General features: G+C 33.1%; 24 protein-coding genes. 7 read left to right on the forward strand and 17 right to left on the reverse strand.

The window, feature by feature from the left end; genetic code table 11:
* Nucleotides 1-44: 44 nt before the first annotated feature.
* The 9 genes from BOW55_RS13230 to BOW55_RS13270 form a co-directional block, all read right to left on the reverse strand.
* Nucleotides 45-1,190, reverse strand: a complete 1,146-nt coding sequence (locus tag BOW55_RS13230; protein ID WP_129024499.1) for a pyridoxal phosphate-dependent aminotransferase — start codon at nucleotides 1,188-1,190, stop codon at nucleotides 45-47.
* Nucleotides 1,191-1,278: 88 nt separating this feature from the next.
* The gene (locus BOW55_RS13235) at nucleotides 1,279-2,118 is read right to left on the reverse strand and encodes a prephenate dehydratase (RefSeq protein WP_129024500.1); all 840 of its coding nucleotides are present in this window, start codon (nucleotides 2,116-2,118) and stop codon (nucleotides 1,279-1,281) included.
* 546 nt (nucleotides 2,119-2,664) lie between these two features.
* Entirely contained in the window at nucleotides 2,665-3,834 is a 1,170-nt protein-coding gene (locus BOW55_RS13240) for a DUF1501 domain-containing protein (RefSeq protein WP_129024501.1), read from the reverse strand.
* Between the two features lie 12 nt (nucleotides 3,835-3,846).
* Complete coding sequence (locus tag BOW55_RS13245) at nucleotides 3,847-5,244, reverse strand: DUF1800 domain-containing protein (RefSeq protein WP_129024502.1); 1,398 nt, start codon at nucleotides 5,242-5,244, stop codon at nucleotides 3,847-3,849.
* Nucleotides 5,245-5,616: 372 nt separating this feature from the next.
* A complete protein-coding gene (dinD, locus tag BOW55_RS13250; protein WP_129024503.1) occupies nucleotides 5,617-6,459 on the reverse strand; it encodes a DNA damage-inducible protein D in 843 nt (280 codons plus the stop codon).
* A gap of 117 nt (nucleotides 6,460-6,576) precedes the next feature.
* Entirely contained in the window at nucleotides 6,577-8,970 is a 2,394-nt protein-coding gene (locus tag BOW55_RS13255) for a ribonucleoside-diphosphate reductase subunit alpha (RefSeq protein ID WP_129024504.1), read from the reverse strand.
* A 265-nt stretch (nucleotides 8,971-9,235) separates the two neighbouring features.
* A complete protein-coding gene (locus BOW55_RS13260) occupies nucleotides 9,236-10,213 on the reverse strand; it encodes a ribonucleotide-diphosphate reductase subunit beta (protein ID WP_089054274.1) in 978 nt (325 codons plus the stop codon).
* 336 nt (nucleotides 10,214-10,549) lie between these two features.
* Nucleotides 10,550-11,119, reverse strand: a complete 570-nt coding sequence (locus BOW55_RS13265) for a DUF3109 family protein (protein WP_089054275.1) — start codon at nucleotides 11,117-11,119, stop codon at nucleotides 10,550-10,552.
* A gap of 90 nt (nucleotides 11,120-11,209) precedes the next feature.
* Entirely contained in the window at nucleotides 11,210-12,010 is an 801-nt protein-coding gene (locus BOW55_RS13270) for a DUF4412 domain-containing protein (RefSeq protein ID WP_129024505.1), read from the reverse strand.
* 292 nt (nucleotides 12,011-12,302) lie between these two features.
* Here BOW55_RS13270 and BOW55_RS13275 point away from each other — a divergent pair, with 292 nt between their 5' ends.
* From BOW55_RS13275 to BOW55_RS13285, 3 genes are all read left to right on the forward strand, one after another.
* The gene (locus tag BOW55_RS13275; RefSeq protein ID WP_129024506.1) at nucleotides 12,303-12,881 is read left to right on the forward strand and encodes a MarC family protein; all 579 of its coding nucleotides are present in this window, start codon (nucleotides 12,303-12,305) and stop codon (nucleotides 12,879-12,881) included.
* Nucleotides 12,882-12,986: 105 nt separating this feature from the next.
* On the forward strand, nucleotides 12,987-13,187 hold the full coding sequence (locus BOW55_RS13280) for a hypothetical protein (RefSeq protein ID WP_026728410.1): 201 nt from the start codon (nucleotides 12,987-12,989) through the stop codon (nucleotides 13,185-13,187).
* A 3-nt stretch (nucleotides 13,188-13,190) separates the two neighbouring features.
* The gene (locus tag BOW55_RS13285) at nucleotides 13,191-13,796 is read left to right on the forward strand and encodes an FAD-dependent oxidoreductase (protein ID WP_129024507.1); all 606 of its coding nucleotides are present in this window, start codon (nucleotides 13,191-13,193) and stop codon (nucleotides 13,794-13,796) included.
* A 48-nt stretch (nucleotides 13,797-13,844) separates the two neighbouring features.
* Here BOW55_RS13285 and BOW55_RS13290 read toward each other — a convergent pair whose 3' ends face one another.
* The 5 genes from BOW55_RS13290 to BOW55_RS13310 form a co-directional block, all read right to left on the reverse strand.
* Nucleotides 13,845-14,156 carry a hypothetical protein gene (locus BOW55_RS13290; protein WP_129024508.1) on the reverse strand — a complete coding sequence of 104 codons (312 nt, stop codon included), beginning with the start codon at nucleotides 14,154-14,156 and terminating at the stop codon, nucleotides 13,845-13,847.
* A gap of 70 nt (nucleotides 14,157-14,226) precedes the next feature.
* Nucleotides 14,227-14,592, reverse strand: coding sequence for a nuclear transport factor 2 family protein (locus BOW55_RS13295; RefSeq protein WP_129024509.1), 366 nt, complete (start codon nucleotides 14,590-14,592; stop codon nucleotides 14,227-14,229).
* Nucleotides 14,593-14,609: 17 nt separating this feature from the next.
* Nucleotides 14,610-16,187: a S41 family peptidase gene (locus BOW55_RS13300; protein ID WP_129024510.1), complete on the reverse strand. Its 1,578-nt coding sequence runs from the start codon at nucleotides 16,185-16,187 to the stop codon at nucleotides 14,610-14,612.
* The gene (locus BOW55_RS13305; RefSeq protein ID WP_089054282.1) at nucleotides 16,187-16,618 is read right to left on the reverse strand and encodes a dCMP deaminase family protein; all 432 of its coding nucleotides are present in this window, start codon (nucleotides 16,616-16,618) and stop codon (nucleotides 16,187-16,189) included. The genes BOW55_RS13300 and BOW55_RS13305 overlap by 1 nt, the downstream gene beginning before the upstream one ends.
* Before the next feature lie 5 nt (nucleotides 16,619-16,623).
* Nucleotides 16,624-17,217, reverse strand: coding sequence for a HupE/UreJ family protein (locus tag BOW55_RS13310; RefSeq protein ID WP_129024511.1), 594 nt, complete (start codon nucleotides 17,215-17,217; stop codon nucleotides 16,624-16,626).
* 171 nt (nucleotides 17,218-17,388) lie between these two features.
* Between BOW55_RS13310 and BOW55_RS13315 the strand changes: the two genes are divergently transcribed.
* Nucleotides 17,389-17,820 carry a TerB family tellurite resistance protein gene (locus BOW55_RS13315; protein WP_089054284.1) on the forward strand — a complete coding sequence of 144 codons (432 nt, stop codon included), beginning with the start codon at nucleotides 17,389-17,391 and terminating at the stop codon, nucleotides 17,818-17,820.
* Between the two features lie 193 nt (nucleotides 17,821-18,013).
* Here the strand turns inward: BOW55_RS13315 and BOW55_RS13320 are convergent, their stop codons facing one another.
* The gene (locus BOW55_RS13320; protein WP_129024512.1) at nucleotides 18,014-18,391 is read right to left on the reverse strand and encodes a hypothetical protein; all 378 of its coding nucleotides are present in this window, start codon (nucleotides 18,389-18,391) and stop codon (nucleotides 18,014-18,016) included.
* Nucleotides 18,392-18,451: 60 nt separating this feature from the next.
* Complete coding sequence (gene fbp / locus BOW55_RS13325; RefSeq protein ID WP_129024513.1) at nucleotides 18,452-19,459, reverse strand: class 1 fructose-bisphosphatase; 1,008 nt, start codon at nucleotides 19,457-19,459, stop codon at nucleotides 18,452-18,454.
* Between the two features lie 239 nt (nucleotides 19,460-19,698).
* On the opposite strand from fbp, the gene BOW55_RS13330 reads away from it, so the two are divergent.
* Together BOW55_RS13330 and BOW55_RS13335 are read left to right on the forward strand one after the other, a co-directional pair.
* The gene (locus tag BOW55_RS13330; RefSeq protein ID WP_129024514.1) at nucleotides 19,699-20,187 is read left to right on the forward strand and encodes a GNAT family N-acetyltransferase; all 489 of its coding nucleotides are present in this window, start codon (nucleotides 19,699-19,701) and stop codon (nucleotides 20,185-20,187) included.
* 184 nt (nucleotides 20,188-20,371) lie between these two features.
* Complete coding sequence (locus BOW55_RS13335; protein ID WP_129024515.1) at nucleotides 20,372-21,631, forward strand: aspartate kinase; 1,260 nt, start codon at nucleotides 20,372-20,374, stop codon at nucleotides 21,629-21,631.
* A gap of 70 nt (nucleotides 21,632-21,701) precedes the next feature.
* Here BOW55_RS13335 and BOW55_RS13340 read toward each other — a convergent pair whose 3' ends face one another.
* Nucleotides 21,702-22,055, reverse strand: a complete 354-nt coding sequence (locus tag BOW55_RS13340) for a helix-turn-helix domain-containing protein (protein WP_129024516.1) — start codon at nucleotides 22,053-22,055, stop codon at nucleotides 21,702-21,704.
* 154 nt (nucleotides 22,056-22,209) lie between these two features.
* Here BOW55_RS13340 and BOW55_RS13345 point away from each other — a divergent pair, with 154 nt between their 5' ends.
* On the forward strand, nucleotides 22,210-22,476 hold the full coding sequence (locus tag BOW55_RS13345; RefSeq protein WP_164975034.1) for a hypothetical protein: 267 nt from the start codon (nucleotides 22,210-22,212) through the stop codon (nucleotides 22,474-22,476).
* The last annotated feature ends 358 nt before the right edge of the window (nucleotides 22,477-22,834 follow it).

Here is a 22,834-nt window from a genome sequence, read left to right on the forward strand (position 1 = left end):
ATCTTTTTAATTCCAAGTTTTAAAAAAAGTCTTGGCTCTTGCTTCTAAAATCTATCAATCGCTTCCTGTACTTTTTCCTCTTTCACACACAATGAGAATCTGATATAACCTTCGCCGTTACTTCCAAAAATGGTTCCCGGTGTAATGAAAATATGTTTCTCATATAATATTTCGTCAATGAACTTTTCTGCTGATTCGATTCCTTCCGGCAATTTTGCCCAGACAAAAAGTCCGACTCCTTCTTTATATACTTTACAGCTTAATTTTTCTGCTAACTTTTCAGTTAATTCTCTACGGCGTCTGTAAATTTTGTTTTGGTCTTCGAACCATGATTTATCACATTTTAACGCTGCGATAGCACCTTTCTGAATTCCGTAATACATCCCGCTGTCCATGTTGCTTTTTACTTTTAGAACTGCATCGATAATTTCAGCATTTCCTAAAACCATTCCGACTCTCCAGCCCGCCATGTTGAATGTTTTACTTAAAGAATTCAATTCTAAAGTCACATCTTTCGCTCCTTCAACCTGCAATAAACTCATCGGATTATCATTCAAAACAAAACTATACGGATTGTCGTTGATCAATAATATATTGTGTTTTTTAGCAAAGGCAACCAATTTTTCAAATAACGCTAAACTTCCTCTAGCTCCAGTCGGCATGTGCGGATATCCCAGCCACATAATTTTTACTTTCGAAAGATCCAATTTTTCTAAAGCTTCAAAATCCGGTTCCCATCCATTTTCTTCTTTCAAATCATAATAAACTGGAACTGCCTGAACCAAATTGGTTACCGAAGTATACGTTGGATAACCCGGATTCGGAATCAAAACGTAATCGCCTTCATTTAAAAATGCTAACGAAATGTGCATTATTCCTTCTTTTGAACCCATCAATGGTAAAATCTCATTATTCGGATTCACTTCAACACCAAACTGATCTTTATAAAAATCTGCCATCGCCTGCCTCATTTCCGGTAATCCCTGATAGCTTTGATAACCATGCCCGTTTTCGTCTTGAATTGCCGCAGCGACTGCTTCAATTACTGCTTTTGACGGACTTAAATCAGGACTTCCAATTCCCATATTGATGATCGATTTTCCTTCAGACATCAACTGACGAACTTCTCTTAATTTTGATGAGAAGTAGTATTCTTCAACTGTGTCTAATCGTTTTGCTGTTGTAATCATTTTTGTTTTTATTAAAAAATGCTTTAGGCTTTAGGCCGTAAGCTATATGCTTTCTTTTCTTGACTTTAATACTTTGGACTTTCCAACTTTATGACTCAGTCAAAGGTTTTGTGTTTTTATATTCTCCCAACACTTTAAAATATTCTGCCATTATATTTAATAACGCTTTTGCTTTTGCAAAATCTTCGTATTTCTCGAATGTCACGTCTACGAAGAATGAATATTTCCAAGGCGTTTCAATTTTTGGAAGCGACTGGATTTTTGTCAAATTCAGTTTGCAATCGCTCATTACATTTAAAACCGCTGCAAGACTCCCTCTTTTGTGATCTAATTCAAATTTTACAGATGCTCTGTTGATTTCGCTTTCTGGCAAAAATGAATTTTGCTTTTTGATGATTACGAAACGTGTCATATTATTTTTGATCGTTTGAATCGATGATGCAATAATATCCAGATCATACATTTCAGAAGCTGTTACACTTGCAATTGCTGCAATTCCAGTTAATTGCTTTTCCTGAATTCTTCTTGCTGTTTCGGCTGTATCTTTATCCTCAACCAATTTGATATTTGGATATTGTTTCAGGAAATCCATGCATTGCAAAAGTGCCATTGGGTGCGAATGAACTTCTTTTATATCTTCAATTTTCTGACCTTTTAAAGCCATTAAATTTTGCTGAATGTTTAAATAATGCTCTCCAATAATGTGCAAATTATTCTTATCAATCAAAGCATAATTCGGAATAATTGGTCCCGCAATCGAATTTTCAATTGCCATAACTGCCTGATTCGATTTTCCTGAAAGCAAGCTGTCAATCAATTCTTCAAAAGACAAACACTCATCAATTTCCACATTTTCAGAGAAATACTCCTTTACAACCTGATGATGAAAAGAACCTTTGATACCTTGTATTGCAATTTTCGTTGTCATATATTCAAAAAAAAATCCTGATTTGCATCAGGATTGTATATTAGTTTTATTTGTCTTAAAATTTTCTCAAATAACCATAGCACAATCCTCACTTCTACTAAAGAAGAAATAAAAAGAGTTGCTAAAATAAAAACGGTTACTTGCCATTTTGTTTGTGTTTTTAAATAAATTCTCTGCGAATGTATAAATTATTTTTACTGCACCAAAAAAAAGATTGCATTTTATGAAACAAAAAGGGATTTCTTAACAAATTTATGATGTTTTGTATGATAATATAAAAATATCGGCTTAAAATGAGATATATACAATGGGGTTTTGGAAGATTCTAAGATGCTGAGATACTCAGTTTCTGAGTTATTTTCGCCACGAATTCACAAATTAGCATAAATATTTGTGGTTGTAAAATCTAATTTCACAGATTACTTAGTGTTTTTGTCATTTCGACTGAAAGGAGAAATCACACTAGTTTGTCGACAAAGATTGGCGAATTTCTATACGGAGTTCCGAGTGTGATTTCTCCTTTCAGTCGAAATGACAAGATTGCGATTACGTAAACAATCCCGAAACTGGTTTATTCGAAATCCCGATTTTAGCATAATCAAAATTCAACTTCTCTTTTAATAAAGATGCGTAGACACTTCTAAAATCGATTTGATATTTTAAATCCCCATTATCCAAGTCGGCTAAATTTGGATTATTCCCTAAAAGCGTTCCTTTATTATTACCTCCAATTATAAACATTGGTGCTGCGGTTCCGTGATCTGTTCCGTTTCCGTTGTCTTTTACTCGTCTTCCAAATTCTGAGAAAACCACGATAGTAACATTTTGTAATAATTGTGCTTGTTTTAAATCTTGATAAAAACTATACAAAGCGTCATTCAAATCGGTTAATTTTTTCTCGTGAATGGCGAGTTGATTATCATGTGTGTCAAATCCGCCAAGCGAAGTGTAATATACTTTTGAATTCAGATTTCCTTTTATCAATCGCCCAATCCATTCCAGATTTTTGGATAATTCTGTTTTTGGATAACTGATTTCTGATTTAGATTTTGCCAATGCTTTCTGAATTTCATCTGAACCTTCGGTAACGGAATTGGCGATTTTTCGAACAAAATCCAATTGCGGATTATCTGACAAGGTTACATTTTCTTCTTTATCTGATTTTACTTTAAATCGGTTTGGATCTTTTACCGTTATCGAATTAGGCTCCATTCCTTTTAAAGCCAGATTATCGATCGAATCCAAATTTATTCCTGCCGTTGCTTGATGTCCATTACACTGTAAATCTAAATAACGTCCTAACCAGCCTTCATTAATATATTTATCTGAGTCTGCAGCGGTTTGCCAAATTTCCTGACTGCGAAAATGAGATCGAATAGGTTCTGGATAACCAACATTCTGAATTACGGTTAAATCTCCGTTTTGCTGCATTTGAGCAAAATCTTTTAAGGATGGATGAAACGCCATTCCTTTATTTTTACCAATAACAGCATCTTTACTCAAAGCTATTTTTGTTCTCAAATCATAATACAACGGATTATCGTAAGGAACAAAGGTATTCAATCCGTCGTTCCCGCCATTTAATTGCACAAACACAATACACTGCTCGCCGATTACCAAATTATTCTGCGAACCAAAAGCGTGTAAAAAATCAGGAAGCACCAGCATTCCGCCAGTAAAAGTTCCTGTAAGCGTTAGAAAATTTCTTCTGTTCATAGCTGCAGTTTTCTAAATTAATTGATATTCGGGCTGTTTTGTAATGTAATCGAAGAGTCTTATTACGGCGAAATTGGCGTACGTTTCTTTTGGGTCAAAATCATATTTCAGCAAACTCTCCATGTCCTTTTGCATGGCATCGCTTACCTTAAACAACAATCTGTTTGACAATTCAGCAATAATCGTTTTGTTATTTCCATCAGAATCAAAATCAATTTTTATGTTGAGCTTTTCAAATTCTAATTTTGGTTTTTCACCATCACCAGTCATTGTGTTTAATACTTTTCTGGTAATACTTCTTCCACTGCAAAGCAAATCTGATGTATTGTTACGTTGTAAATAAATTTGCGAAGTCAGCCAGGAATTTCCACCGTCCCATCCTTTTACATTTACCTGATTGTACAAATCCATTCCTTGCTGCTTAATAAAAAATAGAATCATAGCATCGTCCAGATCATCGATATGTAATTCATCCAAAAGCTGCAAAATATAAACCAGAGGATCTTTGATTTTTGTTCCTGAATTTTCCTTTTTGTATTCTTCAGTAAAAATTTTAGTTAATAAAGGTTGAATTTCAAACTTTACTTTTCTAAAATAATCGCCATAATACGTCACCAAATCTTCTGACGGATTATCATAAATAAACCATTCTAGTATTTTCCGAGTGATGAGATACGGTATATTTTTCTGCTCAAAAATAATATCAACCAGATCATCTGCTTTCCAGTTTCCGGTTTTTCCAAAGTAAGTTTTATCACTATTATCTTCAGCAAAACGCCTGTAAACAGCACCATCGTCTCCGTAATTTAATCCTGCTAAAGCTCTTGCTCCATTTTTAATGTCGCTTTCGGTATAATTTCCAATTCCGATCGTGAATAATTCAAGCAATTCACGACTTAGATTTTCATTGTATTTTCCTTTTTTATTATCGACATTATCAAGGTATTTCACCATTGCATTCGACTTTATGATTTGCTTGGTCAGCTCCTTGAAATTCCCGAACGCATGTTCACGCAAAATCATATTATGCTGGTAAATCCAGTAATTGACTTTTACTTTTTGAGAAGTGGAAACGAAATGATTGTGCCAAAAACAAACCATATTTTCCCGTAATGGAAATTCGTCGTTGCGCATTTTACCAATCCACCATTTTTTTAGTTCAACTGCAGAGTAGATTTCTTTTTTAAGAGCTTTCTTTTTTTCTTCTGAATCAGCGGTTTTTATGGATTCCCGAAGTTCTTTGAGTTCTAGTAGTGTTTTGGGATCATCGTTTAAAAAAGCGGGAAGCTGCGTGTCGAATTTTGAACTATAGGAATGTTTTAGAAATTTTTCTAATCCTAATTTTTCTATTGCATCGGATTCTTTTCCGGAAAAACCCAACCGTAACGACCAAAGATTGCTTTTTTTCATAACACAGGAATTTTACATTAAGACTCAGCTTTCTCCTAAAGGTTTAATTTCGAAGAAGGTTCTGAGGTTCTTAGATGTTAAGGTGCTAAGTTTTGAAAAAGTTTTTGGTAATAATTAAAACGGGGAATTATTGGGGATATTGTCATATTATGATAAAAACAATATAGCCCGTGGTTTCAACCACGGGAAACGGATTGAGGTAATGCATTGTGTTCCCGTGGTTGAAACCACGGGCTAAAATCACACAACGTATCTCTAAAAACAATAACAAAAAAAACAGCTATCATTACAATAACTGCTATCTCTTTTTAATTGATTTTACTTAAAAATCTTAATCTATTTAGATTTAGGCCTGAATTAATCCAATATCAATTATGTCAATTTATCAGGGTTCTTCTCAATACTTTTAGTTTCTGAATTAACACGTCTCTCTAATTTCTTTATATCTTCTTCTGCTGGTAAATTTTCAGGAACGATTTTTCTATCAAGCAGTAATTTTCTAACTCCTTTATTATTTTTAATATGTTCAGAGGAAATACTCCTTTCATTTGACAAACCTTTATCTTTTGTATTAAAAACAGTTATTTCAGTTGCAAAATCTTTTGCTTTTATAACAATTGTAGGTAAGAAATCTGCTAAAGGTCTCGTTTCTGGAACACCAAGTTTTTTTTTCATTTGAGTTGTGTTTTTTCCTCCAAATAGAGCTTGATCACCTTTACTTCTGATTATTCCAAAATTTTTATCATTTCCTGTTTTTTCAAAAATAAGCTCTGACAATTCCTTTTCAGATAATGTAAGTTTCTGTCTTGCATTTAACCTTTCCCAATCATCAATTCTTTTAGCAATTTCTTCAAACTTTCTTGTTTGTACAGCAAAATAATTTTGGGCAAAAGCAATTGGCTCTTTTTTAGGATCACCATTTTGAGCAATAAGATAACAAGCATATCTGGTCAACATCATATCATCAATCTCACGTTCGCTTCCAGAACCAATGACAACCATTTTGTTGACATCAACAAAATGGTCTAACACTAAGTGATCAGTGATTTCACAAGATGTTTTTGCTTTTAAAATAACTTTGTTAAAATTTCTCCATTCTGAATAGCCAAGTAAATGCTGAATATCTCTAGCAAACCAAAATTCTATACCACTTTCAGTTTTTTGCGAATGATCTTCGAAATCATTAGTAAGACTTTTAATTAATTCATTTTTCATTTAATCCCATATTTAAAGTAAAAAAGGAAGTCAAAATATACTTTAACTTCCTTTATTTTTTAGTAAATGTAAAACTTTTCCTTCAATTCTTGCTAATTATAATTTAGCAACTAAAAATTAAGACCCACACATTTCACAATCTTCAGGATCTCCAGCTTGTGCTTTTAGTAACATTGCTTTATAATCCTCAACACTGATAGATTCAGTTTCTACAGCTGCTGCAGTTGGAGTTTCTTCTTTTTTATCGTTGTTTAGGGTAAACTTAATCGCATCAACTGCCGATTTTGTTCTTAAGTAATACATTCCTGTTTTTAAACCTGACTGCCAAGCGTAGAAGTGCATTGACGTAAGTTTAGAATAGTTTGCATCTTGCATAAACAAGTTCAACGATTGAGATTGGTCAATAAAATATCCTCTTTGACGTGACATATCGATAATATCTTTCATCGACATTTCCCAAACTGTTTTATAAAGATCTTTTAAGTCTTGCGGGATAACATCAATATTTTGAACTGATCCGTTATGACGCATAATTTCTTGTTTCAAGTCTTCGTTCCATAAACCTAGTTTTACTAAGTCTTCTAGTAAATGTTTGTTTACTACGATAAATTCTCCAGACAATACACGACGTGTGTAAATGTTTGATGTATATGGTTCGAAAGCTTCGTTGTTTCCTAGAATTTGAGAAGTTGAAGCTGTTGGCATTGGCGCAACCAATAATGAGTTACGAACTCCGTGTTCCACTACTTCTTTTCTTAATGAAGCCCAGTCCCAACGACCTGATAATTCTTCATCTTTCATTCCCCACATATTGTGTTGAAATTCTCCTTGTGACATTGGTGAACCTTCAAAAGTTGAATATGGACCTTCTTCTTTTGCCATTTCCATAGAAGCGGTTACAGCTGCGAAGTATAATGTTTCGAAAATTTCTTGATTTAGAACTTTTGCTTCATCACTTGTAAACGGCAAACGAAGCATAATAAAAGCATCTGCTAAACCTTGCACTCCTAATCCTACTGGACGGTGACGCATGTTTGAGTTTTCAGCCTCTTTTACAGGATAGTAATTTCTGTCAATTACTTTATTTAAGTTACGAGTTACACGTTTTGTAACATTATAAAGTGCTTCGTGATCGAATTTTCCGTTCTCGATAAACATTGGCAACGAAATAGAAGCCAAGTTACAAACTGCGATTTCATCTTTAGAAGTGTACTCCATAATCTCTGTACACAAGTTTGAAGAACGAATTGTTCCTAAATTCTTGTGATTTGATTTACGGTTTGCTGCATCTTTGTACAACATATATGGCGTTCCAGTCTCAATTTGAGATTCTAGAATTTTCTCCCATAATTCACGAGCACGGATTGTTTTTCTTCCTTTGTTTTGAAATTCGTAATCTGTATAAAGTTTTTCGAATTCTTCTCCGTAAACATCGTATAATCCTGGACATTCGTTAGGACACATTAAAGTCCAAGTTGTATCTTCCTGAACGCGTTTCATAAACAAATCTGAAGTCCACATTGCGAAGAATAAATCTCTTGCACGCATTTCTTCTTTTCCAGTATTTTTCTTTAAATCTAGGAATTCGAAAATATCAGCATGCCAAGTTTCGATGTAAATAGCAAAACTTCCTTTACGTTTTCCACCTCCTTGATCTACGTAACGAGCGGTGTCATTGAAAACCCTCAACATTGGAACAATTCCGTTTGAAGTTCCGTTTGTACCACGGATGTAAGATCCTGTTGCACGAACGTTATGAATAGAAAGTCCAATTCCTCCTGCTGATTGCGAGATTTTTGCTGTTTGTTTTAATGTATCGTAAATTCCGTCAATACTATCATCTTGCATTGCCAAAAGGAAACAAGAAGACATTTGCGGTTTTGGAGTTCCTGCATTGAACAACGTTGGTGTTGCATGCGTAAAGAACTTTTTAGACATTAAATCGTAAGTTTCAATTACCGATTTTAAATCGTCTAAGTGAATACCAACAGAAACACGCATTAACATATGCTGTGGACGCTCTACGATTTTTCCGTTTATTTTAAGAAGATAAGAACGCTCTAAAGTTTTGAAACCAAAGTAATCGTAATTAAAATCTCTAGTGTAAATGATATGCGAATCAAGGAAAGCAGAGTTTTCCTGAATTACTTTAAATACTTCATCCGAAAGCAATGGCGCATCTTGACCATTTCTTGGATTTACGTAATTGTACATATCTTTCATCGTTTCTGAGAACGATTTTTTTGTATTTGAATGCAGGTTTGAAATTGCCACACGAGCTGCTAATTGTGCATAATCTGGGTGTGCAATAGTCATAGACGCAGCAGTTTCTGCTGCAAGATTATCCAATTCTGAAGTCGAAACTCCATCATACAATCCTTCGATAACTCTCATCGCTACCTTAACGGGATCTACAAGCTCATTTAAGCCGTAGCACAATTTTTTGATTCTTTCTGTAATCTTATCAAACATTACCGGCTCTCTGTGACCATCTCTTTTTACTACATACATAAGCTTACTATTTTAGTTATTGAAAAAATGAAAGACACTGGAAAATAAATTCCAGCGCTTAAACATTGTGTGTTTTAAAATTATCTTTTTTTGAGAATTGTAGGATTCTCAATAGTTATCTGTTTCCAGTCTGAAAAACAAACCGAAAAGGCATTAAAAAATGTCATTGAATCTTCGATTGGGGAAAGAGATTCAATCTAAAAAAATACTTGTAAAAGTTTTATTCTTTTCAGGGTTTAAATAACACTGAAATTATTTTTGTTGTCTAAAAATCTGCATCAAATGAAATTTTCTGAGCATCGCTGTCTGTGTTCATCACACCCGATTTTTGATACTCTGCAACACGTTTTTCAAAGAAATTGGTTTTTCCTTGAAGAGAGATCATGTCCATGAAGTCAAACGGATTCGCTGATCCATAAACACGCTCGCAGCCTAATTCTACTAATAATCTGTCAGCAACAAATTCTAGATATTGCGTCATTAAAGTCGCGTTCATTCCAATTAAACTTACCGGAAGAGATTCTGTTACAAATTCTCTTTCAATATTTAAAGCATCAACAATGATTTCTTTAATTCTGTCTTTTGGAACTTTATTCACTAAGTGATGATTGTGCAGGTGAACTGCAAAATCACAATGTACGCCTTCGTCACGAGAAATCAATTCATTAGAGAAAGTTAAACCTGGCATTAAACCACGTTTTTTCAACCAATAAATAGAACAGAAAGCACCAGAGAAGAAAATACCTTCAACAGCAGCAAAAGCAATAAGTCTTTCAGCAAATGAATCAGATTCGATCCATTTTAAAGCCCATTCTGCTTTTTTACCAATTGCAGGAAAAACCTCCAAAGCATTAAACAATTCTGCTTTTTCTGCTTCGTCTTTTACGTAAGTGTCAATTAATAAAGAATACGTTTCACTATGAATATTTTCCATCATGATTTGAAAACCATAGAAAAACTTAGCCTCAGCATATTGAACTTCGTTTACAAAATTCTCAGCAAGATTCTCATTTACGATTCCGTCAGAAGCCGCAAAGAATGCCAAAATATGTTTGATGAAATATCTTTCATCATCACTTAATTTATTATTCCAATCTGTCAAGTCTTGGTGCAAATCAATTTCTTCTGCAGTCCAGAAACTAGCCTCCATTTTTTTATACCATTCCCAAATATCATGATGTTTGATAGGAAAAATAACGAAACGATTTTTATTTTCTTGTAGTATTGGTTCGACTTGTGACATGACAATTTTTTTAATAATTTTTACTGAATTTTTTCTAATTCAATACACTACAAAGATTGTTAATTGCTGCCAAAAATAAAAGCCAAACTTATTCACAATCGGGCGTAGTTTTTAACAACGATGAAAAATTGAAATGTTTTTCATACAACAATCAATTCTCTGTAAATGAATGATTTAAATACTGAATATACATCTTGAAGCCCTGTAAAATATAGACTTTTTGAAATAAAAAGCAAGGAATTCTAAAATGTTTTTAAAGTTTTTTTTGAGGCTCGGCTTTCCTTTTTCTGAGTAAAAGCGAATCACTTTTCAACAACGATAAGCCTTCCCGAATTTTTACGAATTTTTAAGTTCTTCGGCTACTTTTTCAAGCTCTAAATACCAGTCTTCTCCAAAGCGGCGAATCAAAGCTTCTTTGACAAATTTATACACAGGAACTTCTAATTCTTTACCCAAAGAACAAGCATCATCACAAATATCCCACTTATCATAATTAACAGCAGCAAACTCTGTGAAGTCTTTTACACGAATTGGATACAAATGACAAGAAACTGGTTTTTTCCAATCTACGATTCCTTGATTATAAGCTTGCTCAATTCCGCAAAGCGCTGTTTTACCGTCAAAAATAACATAAGCACAATCCTTATTATCAATCAAAGTCGTTTCTAGATCTCCGTCAGTTCCTTTTACCCAAGTTCCTTGCGCTTCGATGGCGTCAATTCCCTCTTTTCTTAAAAAAGGTTTTACTTTAGGATAAATCTCTTCTAAAATCTTAGTTTCAGCTTCACTTAAAGGCGCACCTGCATCTCCGTCGACGCAGCAAGCCCCTTTGCATGCTGATAAATTACAAACAAATTCTTTTTCGAGTATATCCTCTGATACGATGGTTTTTCCTAGTTGAAACATTTTGCAAAGGTAACTAAAGATTCAGGAAATAAAAATCACTCCCACACTTATGTTCTTAAACCAAACTAATTTAGAATGTTACTATTTTATCTACATAAATTTGTAGTCAGCCTTATTAAATACGTAAGCACTTTTTTCTAAACTTACGCATTTCATTGTCGTCACTTTTCCTTTATTCTTCAAATCCTTCATCGTCATGTCCATTAATAACGTTTTATCTTCTGGTTTAAAATAATTTGTAAAAGCCTCGGGCATTTTCCAGCCTTTTTGATTTTTAAACATATCACCAAAACTCACTTTAGCTTCGCTTGTGTAATAACAAATAATATCATGCTCATCATTTGTCATTTGAATTCCTTTGCAATTGTATCCTAAAAAAGTCTTATTAGGCAATGTCTTAATGGTAAATTTAGTCTTCTCACTTTCTTTTTTTGCCATTTCTGAATAATCCGGCATTTTTGAAGCCGAAGCCATTTTTTCTTTACCATTACCAAAACCAGTCACCGTTATATTATTCTTAGAATCCATAATCATCAACATATTCTGCCCTTTTCCTTGATCAATATTCATTGCAAAATAAGCAGCATTAGGTTCCAAAAAATAATCGGCATTCATTGCCTTTCCTTCACCGGTTTTAATTTCCATAACATATTTCCAGCTAAAATTATAGGAATTTGGCACAACTGACGGATCTACTTTATTTTTTCCATAATTCAAGATCGCATCATTCATATTTACATTTTGATCAGCAGCTTTACCACTGTCACTTTGGCCTTTTTTACCAGCCTTATCTTCTGCAGCTTTTTTAATTTGCTGCCAAATTTGAGCTTGCGAACTATTGAATGAAAACAACAGAACCAAGAGTACTACAACCAACCGCATTCTTTCCATGATCAAAAAACTTAAAATTACAAACAAATTTACTAATTGATTTTCAGTAAGTTATAATTTTTAGCTTTTAATTTTATCCGATTTTTTAAAAACAATCAAGAAAAAAATTAAGTTCAAAAATTATCCGTCTCTTTTTCTCTAAATCAACAATTGAAACATTATATTGTTATAAATATCACATTTTACACGTATAATATATGTTTTTATAACAAAAATACAATGTAACAAAAAATCACCTAACTTTATTACCTACTTTTGCAGCAAATTATTAATCGCTTAAAATCAGAACTATATGCTAGAAATCGACTTTAGAGAAATTATTACTGTTGGAATGGTCCTTTTTGCCGTAATCGATATTGTAGGTTCTATCCCAATCATTGTCAATTTAAGAGCAAAAGTTGGTCACATTGAATCTGAAAAAGCTTCTATTGTTGCTGGTGCCATCATGATCGTTTTTCTATTTGTCGGCGAAGGTTTTTTGAGCCTGATTGGTATTGATGTACACTCGTTTGCTGTTGCAGGTTCGTTTGTATTATTTTTTCTTGCTTTAGAAATGATCTTAGGAATTAGAATTTACCGTGACGAAGAACCTGGATCAGCCTCAATTGTTCCGCTTGCTTTTCCATTGATAGCCGGAGCAGGTACAATGACTACTTTACTCTCGCTTCGATCTCAATTTCATACGGTTAATATTATCATTGCAATCATCCTAAACATTGTCTTAGTTTATATTGTTTTGAAATCGTCTAAAAAAATCGAAAATTTATTAGGAGAAAACGGACTTGGCGTGGTTCGCAAGACATTTGGAGTCATACTTTTAGCAATTGCTGTTAAATTATTTGCTGCTAATGTTAAAGGTTTGTTTGTCTAAGATTTATTTTTATACTTTTACCTCATAAAATTTCTAAAACAGAACTTTAAGACTTTTTTTTAACTTAAAGTTCCTTTTTACTATTTTAGACAAATAAATAAGCATATGAAAATCTTTACTTCAATCTTAGTGCTTCTAGCATTAGCTCTAATTGTTTTTAATATTACGTTATTAGACTTTAAAAATCCTTTTCAAGGTGATAGTATGGTAGCTTTTATTGGAATCGCAGCTTCTTTCTGCGCAGTATTGATTCTTTTGATTTTTAGAATTTCAAAAAGAATTGAAGAAAAAACAAACGGTCGATAATATATGTTTGACGTTTTAATTGTCGGTGGAGGAGTCTCAGGGATTTCTTGTGCCCTTGTTTTAGGTTCTGCCAAAAACAAAGCTTTTGTTACCGATAAAAAAATTGGAATCTTTACACATCAAAAAAATTCTTCTTTACAAGAAGCTATTTTTTATAATGCTTATGGCATTTCGCCTGGAAAATTAGGTTCTGAATTACTAACGGAAAGCACACAAGATTTAGCAGCTTCTTATCCACATATTACTCAAATCGCAAATGAAAAAGTAATTAAAGTAGAGGGAACTTATCCTGAATTTACCGTAATTACCAATAAAAATTCATACCAAACAAAAAACATTGTTGTTGGAATTGGTTCTGCAAATACTTTTGATATCGAAGGTTTGATGCAGTATATTGAACCTCATAAAAAAGCACTTCCCGAAAAACAACGTATTCAGCTTAAAAACGACGATCATAAAGTTGCCGACGGTATTTATGTAATTGGAACTTTGGCAGGCTGGAGAAGTCAATTAGCCATTGCTGCAGGAAGCGGTGCGGCTGTTGCAACAGATATTCTTACTTTATGGAATAACGGCCTGCAGACTCATGCACACGATAGTATTCGATAAAATCTTATATCACTTATATGGTGGTTTATTTGTTTTAATCCGTTTCCGTTATTTTACCGAAACGATTTCTTTTACTTTGATATGTTTCTCGGTATCCGTTTTCCAGATTTCTCCTTTTAACAAGATCTCATCGCCTTCTTTTAATTTCTTATAATTTTCTGGCCCGCCAACATTTACAATACTGATTGTCGCAAAATAAACTTCGTTTTTAGCCGTATTGATTTTAGCTGTATAACCATCCTTTCCAAATTCAATAGACTGAACTTTTCCTGAAATTGTATTTTTATCTTTCATACTTGCACAAGAAATTGCAAAAGCCATTAGAAGTAAAAGAAAACTTATCTTTTTTAGATTTTTCATATTTTGTGATTTAACCGCAATCTCTAGAACTAAGAATTACGAAAAACAAGCAAAGTCTTGTTTTAAAAATTTACGCTAATTGTGTGCAGCCTCCAGCGATCACTTTTAGATCTTCACCAAACTGTTTCCAAACTCGAATGTATCTCAAAACACCATCAATTGGATTGTTATCAAATTTTCCTTTTAATGAAACTGTAACAACAACGACAGCTGAATCGCCTATTATATTAATAATTTGATCGGAAGCCTCAATCATATCAATTTTCATTTTACCCGAACGATAAGAATCGAGATCAAACTGTTTTGTAATTGTATTACCATCAGGCAAATTGAACAACAAATCGTCATGAAGCATTCTTTCTAATACTAAAACATCAGCATTTTTAACAGCAGTCAGAAGTTCGATTTCGGCATTTACAACAGTTACTACTTCCATACTAAAAAGGTTTATGGTTACTTTTTCGGGTTTAAGATTGTTTTTATCATGGCGTCATCTTTCAAAATAACATCATAATAATACATTTCTCCATACAATTGTCGCGCAAATTCTGCAGTGATATATCTGTTTACCAAAGCTTTTGTTTTATCTAGCTTTAAATCTAAACCAGTCAACGAAATGTATTTTTTAAACTTCTTAAAGTAGTCGTCAGAATTTTTCATCTGTACCAGAAACTCATTAAAATGAGCGTCTTTAAAAGCGTTTCGGTTTTTGTCTAATTCTTCAAAAACAAAATGCCCTACTATTCCTGTTTGAAGCAAATAAGCAACATTTTCATTTCCGTGTTCTGCTTCCATCGGCACAAAAACATCCGGGACAATTCCGCCGCCGCCGTACACGATTTTACCTTTTGGCGTTTTAAACTTTAAAGAATCTGCTACTTTTATACTGTCTTTTGCATACAATTCGCCTGTTGTAACACGCGACTCTGATTCTTTAAAATACGCTTCATTTCCTTTTTTATACGGTTTTTGAATTGATCTTCCGGTTGGCGTATAATATCTTGCCACGGTAAGACGAACTGCCGACCCATCGTTGAAATCCATTTCACGCTGTACCAAACCTTTTCCAAAAGAACGACGCCCAACGATAGTTCCGCGATCATTATCCTGAATTGCTCCTGCTAGAATTTCGCTTGCCGAAGCACTGTTTTCATTGATTAACACATATACTTTCCCAGCTTCAAAACTTCCTGCTTTCGTAGCATACGTTTTTTCTGTTGTTCCGTTTTTATTTTTGGTGAAAACAATCAATTGCTTGTCTTTTAAGAACTCATCGGCAATTGCAATCGCTTCTTCCATATAGCCGCCACCATTATCACGAAGATCGATTACGAGCGACTGAATTCCTTTTTCTTTCAATCGTGTTAAACCCGTTTTAAACTCATTAAAAGTAGTTTCGGCAAAACGATTTATTTTGATGTAACCAACATTATTCCCAATCAACAAAGAAGCATCGACACTTTTAATTGGAATAATATCTCTTTTGATTTTAAATTTCAGCTTCTTTTGCTCAGATTTTCTAAAAACAGTCAATTCAATTTCTGAACCTTTAGCTCCTTTTAGTTTAGAGAATAAACTGTCTGAAGGTAGTTTTCGTCCGTATAACTTAGTTTTTCCTGCAAATAGAATTCGGTCGCCAGATTTTAATCCTGCTTTTGCAGAAGGTCCGTTTTCGACAGGTTTTATAATGGCAACTGAATCTTTATACATATAAAAATTGATGCCGATTCCAACAAAATCGCCTTTCATACTTTCGGCTACTTCTGCCTGTTCGCTTGGCGGAATATAAACGGAATGCGGATCTAATTTTGAGAGTATATTGTCGACGGTAAGATTAACAATTGAATCGGTGTTGATGCTGTCAACATATTCATTATTGATAAAGTCGATAAGTTTGTTGAGTTTAGTTTTGGAGTAATTTTTAGCCAAAAATTGGTCATCTGCAGAAGTGTGCATTAAACTTCCGAGTACTGTTCCTAGAGCAAAAGTGGCTCCAATAACAATGGGCAGATATTTGGGATTAAATTTCATTATTCTTCTAAAACAGGAATATGTTCTACTTCGACACCCGCTTTTATTAAAAATTGAATTCCAGAGTCATCACGATATCCGTTATGATAAACTACTCTTTTTATGCCTGATTGATGTATTAATTTACTGCATTCTTTACATGGCGAAAGCGTGATATACAAAGTTGCGCCTTCACATGATTGTGTTGATCGCGCTACTTTTAAGATCGCATTTGCTTCGGCATGTAAAACATCCCAGCGTGTTAAACCATCTTCGTCTTCACAGCAATTTTCAAATCCCGAAGGCGTTCCATTATAGCCGTCAGAAATAATCATTCTGTCTTTTACGATGATAGCACCCACTTGTTTACGCTTGCAATAAGAGAGTAAACTCCATTCTTTAGCGATTCTCAAATAGGCTTTATCGTATTTATTAAGCTTTTTTACTTCCATTTATTTTATCTGTTCCAAATTGGGCTTTCGATAATCATCGGAATTACTACTCCAATAATAAAAGCCGACATCACAAGTGCCCAGTCGCGTTTTGAAAAACGAAATACCGTCTGTACAATATATGAGATTACCAAAACTACAAAAACCACTACTAACTGCGCTGCTTCAATACCTAAAGCAAATTCTCCTAAAGGTAATAATTTTGAACTTGGCGAACCTCCTAAAATAGTTTTAAAATAATTCGAAAATCCAAGTCCGTGTATAATTCCAAAAAACAGCGTTACAAAAAATATTAAATTTATGCCGTCATTTTTAGTTGCTTTTCCTGCGGTAAAAAGATGATATAAGGCTGTGATCAAAATCGTTATCGGAATTAAAAACTCCACAAGGTTTACTTTTACTGCAATTATTCCAAAAACAGAAAGTATTAATGCTATGGTATGACCGATTGTAAATACGGAAACCAAAAGCAAAATGCGTTTCCAGTCTTTAAAAGTATATGGAACTGTTAATGCGATTAAAAAAAGAACATGATCGTAAGCGTTGATATCTAAAACATGCTTTAAACCTATTTGAAAGTAAATCCAAAATTCTGACATAAGAACTAATAATATTTTAATGATTAGGGGTTGTAAACATACGATTTATTTTGAAGATTCAGTAAATACAGTTCTTAAAACAATGAATAAAAATAAGTTAAATTTATGAGGAATTTAAAATTGTTAAATTAAAATAAGATTTATCTTTGCGAAATAAAACACTTTTTAATTATGCCATTTTCAGAATTATTTGATAACGAATTCAAACAAAGAAACAGAGGTCATTTCTCTGCAATTGTGCGTGTAGCATTTGCTGACGGTAAAGTAAGTCCTGAGGAGAAAGACTTTTTGGACAAATTAGCTTCAAGATTAGAAATCTCAGAAGAAGAATACAGTGAAATCTTAGTTGATCCTTGGAAACACCCAATAAACCCGCCGTATTTATATGCTCAACGTTTAGAGCGTTTGTTTGATTTGGCGAGAATGGTTCATGTTGATCATCATTTAGGAGATCAACAAGAAGTTATGTTGACTCGTATGGGATTAGCTTTAGGATTTACTCCAGGAAACGTAAATTACATTATTTCAAAAGCATTATCTTTAGTAGACAAAAAAGTAGATTTAGATACTTTTGTTTTTGAAATGGAAAATATGAATAAATAATATTCAGGGCTTAGATTTTAATGTTCAGTTTATATACTGACTTAAAATTGAAACCTAAATAAAACTCAAAAATAAACCCGACTAGATTTTAAATCTTGTCGGGTTTATTTTGTTTGTACTATATTCAGATTTATGAATTATAAAATATCAATTATTGTTTAAACAATTCTATTTCATAAAACAGAATGGCGCATTAATCCTTAATTAATCTCAACCCCAATTTCCCTTGTCGTTCTTGACTTTCATTTGCAGTAATCTCATATGTATAATTCCCTTTTTCAAGAGTTGTTTCTCCAACATAATCAATAGGCTGCAATGTATATGTTTGACCATCAATTTGTAACTCAACAAATGCATAACTATATGCATACTCAAATACTTTGTAACTTGTTTTCTGTCCTGAATTTAAATCCTCGAAATTCACATTTCCAGTCGAAGTATTTACTGTAATATTTTTAAAATTAAATTTACTCGCATTCGACAATCTAATTTTTACTCCCGAGGAATCATTATCATTAGAACAGCTAAATAAAGTTACGGTCAAGATTAGCAAAATGGATAGTTTTTTCATAAGTCTTTTATTTAAAAGATGTTGAAAATGTAAAAAGGTTGCGTCGACAAAAAAAGTTTGCTATTGCGCTTCCTTCATAAACTCCTCTGCCTTCTCTACCATTTTATAGCTTCCGCAGAAAAATGGCACTCTTTGATGCAGTTCTGTTGGCTGGATTTCCATAATTCTTCCAAAACCGTCAGTTGCTTTTCCTCCGGCTTGTTCTGCAATAAACGCCATCGGGTTACATTCGTATAATAATCGCAATTTCCCTTTTGGTGCTTTTGAACTTGTTGGATAAATATAAATTCCGCCTTTAATCATATTTCGATGAAAATCTGAAACCAAACTTCCAATATATCTTGACGTATACGGTCTGTCTTCTTCTTCACGCTGACAATATTTGATGTAATTTTTTACACCTTGCGGAAAATGAACATAATTCCCTTCGTTTACAGAATAGATATTTCCGTTTTCTGGAAATCTCATATTTGGATGTGAAAGGTAAAATGTACCAATTGCTGGGTTTAATGTAAATCCGTTTACCCCATGTCCAGTTGTATACACTAACATAGTCGAAGTTCCATAAATTACATATCCTGCTGCAACTTGATTGATTCCCGGTTGTAAAAAATCCTCACTTGTAACCGGAGTTCCTATTGGAGTAACTCTTCTAAAAACAGAAAAGATAGTTCCTAAAGAAACATTTACATCAATGTTCGATGATCCGTCAAGCGGATCCATCAAGATCACGTACTTATTATTATGACTGTTGTCGCTCCCCTGAACAGTTATAAAATCGTCGTTTTCTTCTGAAGCAATACCACAGACAATCTCACGGTTTATTAACGTCTGGATAAATACTTCGTTTGCATAGACATCTAATTTTTGCTGGTCTTCGCCTTGGATATTTTGCTCGCCTGCTGCGCCAATAATATCTACTAAACCTGCTTTGTTTACTTTATAGTTTACGACTTTCGCCGCCAAACGTATAGAGTTGATAATTCGGGAAAGCTCCCCCGACGAATACTGAAATGCTTTTTGGTTCTCAATAATAAACTCTCCCAGTGTTTTATTGCGTTCTTCCATTGCTATATCGTTATAGTTTTTAATTTTAAGTCACAAATATCGCTTATTTTGTGAGAATGATTTAAAAATTATTTTGTTAGTTTACTACTATTGTATATTTGCTAATTAATAGCAGAAAGCAGCCTATAAAAAAATGCTTTTTTAGCTAATAAACGGTTAATAATAAGAATATATGAAATTGATCTTGACAAAGACACAATATTATATAGGAGCAGTAAAAGAATAAAATTAGGATAGTTATGAATATTAGAAAAGGGAATCCTGAGGACATGAAATATGTTTTGGGATTAATACAAGAACTGGCAATATTCGAAAATGAACCTGATGCAGTTGTTATAACTGAAGAGGATTTAATACGTGACGGATTTGGAGAAAAACCGCTTTTTCATGTATTTGTAGCTGAGATTACAAATGAGTTAAAGGAAAAGGAAATTGTTGGAATTGCATTGTACTATTACCGTTATTCGACTTGGAAAGGAAAAACAATCCACTTGGAAGATTTAGTTGTAAAAGAGAAAATGCGCGGTACTGGTCTCGGTTCTGCATTGTATGCCGAAATAATGAGACAAGGCAAAAGAGACAATGTGAGAAGAGTTGAATGGAATGTTTTGGATTGGAATACTCCTGCTGTAAAATTTTACGAGAACTCGGGTGCAAAAATTCTTGACGGCTGGCAGGTTGTTCAAATGGATGAGTTAGGAATTAATACGTTCTTAGATAAATTATAAAAATATTAGTTTGCCACGAATTTCACGAATTAGCACGAATTAAATTAGTGGAAATTTGTGTAATTCGTGGCAAACTGACACAGATTGTAAAATCATTTTAATCCTATAATCTGTGGCAGAAGAATATAAAAAAATACCAGATTTCGTAATCTGAAATCTAAAATTAAAAAATCTAAAATTAAAAATGAGAGTATTTAAATTTGGTGGTGCATCTGTAAAAGATGCTGAAGGAATAAAAAACGTATACGACGTTTTACAAAAAGTAGGTTATGAAGATGTGATTTTAGTTGTTTCGGCAATGGGAAAAACCACAAATGCTCTTGAGGTTGTTATCAAGAACTATTTTGATAAATCGGCAGAGCTGAATTCATCTGTACAGGAAATAAAAAAATACCACAACCAAATCTTATTGGATTTGTTTGAAGATGAAAAACATGAGGTTTTTACGGCTGTGAATGCGCAATTCTCAGAATTAGAATATTTCTTAGCGCATAATAAATCTCCAAATTATAATTTTGTTTACGATCAAATTGTAAGTTTTGGAGAATTAATCTCGACTACTATTTTAAGTCATTTCATGAACTTCATGGGTATTCAAACGCAATGGCTTGATGTTCGTAATTTCATTAAAACAAACGCAAACTACAGAGATGCCGAAGTAGATTGGGAAACAACGCAGCAGCTTATCAGTAAAAATGTACCTAGAAAAATCTTAAACATCACGCAAGGATTTTTAGGTGCCGATGAAAACAATTTCACTACGACTCTAGGTCGTGAGGGTTCTGATTATACTGCAGGAATTTTTGCTTATTGCTTAAACGCCGAAAGTGTAACGATCTGGAAAGATGTACCGGGAGTTATGAATGCTGACCCACGTTATTTTGAAAATGCAAGTTTGTTGAACCAAATTTCGTATCGCGAGGCAATCGAATTGGCGTTTTACGGTGCAACGGTTATTCACCCAAAAACGTTGCAGCCGTTACAGAAAAAAGAAATTCCGTTGTACGTAAAATCATTTATCAATCCGTTATTAAAAGGAACTTGTGTTTCTAAAGGTGTTGATCTTGAACCGCAGTATCCTTGTTTTATCGTAAAAAGAGAACAGCTTTTAATTTCTCTTTCTTCTATTGATTTCTCTTTTATTATGGAAGAAAACATCAGTGAGATTTTTGGGTTATTCCATGAATTTAAAATCAAAGTAAACTTAATTCAGAATTCTGCGATTAGTTTCTCTGTTTGTGTAGAAGATAAATTTGGAAATTTCAGTGATTTGAACGCTATACTTTCGAAAAAATTCAAAGTAGATTACAGCGAAAATGTAACTTTATACACGATCCGTCACTTTACAGAAGATGCTGCACAGACTGTTGAAACAAACAAAGAAGTTTTACTAAAACAAGTCAGCCGCGAAACCATGCAAATTGTAACTAAGGAACTTAATTAATACTTTGTAAAAGGTAATTATTTCAATTCAAATATATTTTAGAAAGGCTTCACTTAATTGTGAAGCCTTTTTAGTTTTTACCTTTATTTAAATGTTTAATTATCATTTTCAAATCTTCTATTTGTAATTCATATTGTCTTATTATTTTTCTATACACATTTAACACTCCAATTTCAGTTTGCTGTTCTGTATTTACCAAACTTTCATAGACAGAATCTCCAATTCCTTTTTTAACCAACTCTTCCGGTGTTATCTCAAAAATTTCGCAGATTTTATTAAAATGAATAGCCCAAGAAGTACTTTCTCCGCGCTCCATTCTAGCATATGCAGATTGCGAAATGTTTAAAAAATCAGCAACTTGTTCCTGTGACATATTTTTAGCTTTACGCAGGTTTTTAAGCTTATTTCCTATAATTATATTCATATTTAACGAATTTACAAATATAAAAATAAGAAATATTTTATATTTATTCGTATTTAGGTTTTAAATAACCGATTATCGACTAAGACTATTTCAAAACAGTCTATACTTTTGTGTGTATATCAATCTAAATATTAACCAATAAATCTTTATCATTATGAAAAAATTAGAATTACAAAAAATGGAAAAGTTATTAGCAGGAGGCCCTTACACCAACACTTATGATCAAGAAGCACCAGACCCATATGACGAGGGCGGCGGCGGTTGTACTAAAATTATGAATAGAGGGGATTTTAGTCGTTCAGACGCTTGTATTGTATGTTCAGGAATTGGAGGAATAGCTGTAGGAGCAATGTTTGGAGGCGGTGCTGGAGCACTCCAAGGATGGATAGGAGGAGTTGTACAAGGTCTTTTTACCTGCTAAAGCTTTTTTTAACCCGTTGAATAAAGTTCTCAATATTAAATTATTTTGAATATTCAACGGGTAAAATTATTTGTACATCAATATTTCTAACAAAATACATCATCAAAAATTATAAATGATTTACGAAATTTTATTAATAAAACTAAAATTATACACACGCTTTGAGTATGATTACAAATTTAAGTATATGATTAAGATTAATTATATGCTTATCCTTCTTCCTTCTTATCTATTTCTTCTGCATAATATCTACATATTTAATAATCTATTTTACGCACTTTCTGTATATTTTTTAACAATAATAGGTTTAGATTTTCATACTATTTCAAACAAATCAAATCTAAATACAATTATTTTA

The sequence above is a fragment of the Flavobacterium sp. YO12 genome (genome assembly GCF_004119495.1).
Classification (GTDB): Bacteria; Bacteroidota; Bacteroidia; order Flavobacteriales; family Flavobacteriaceae; genus Flavobacterium.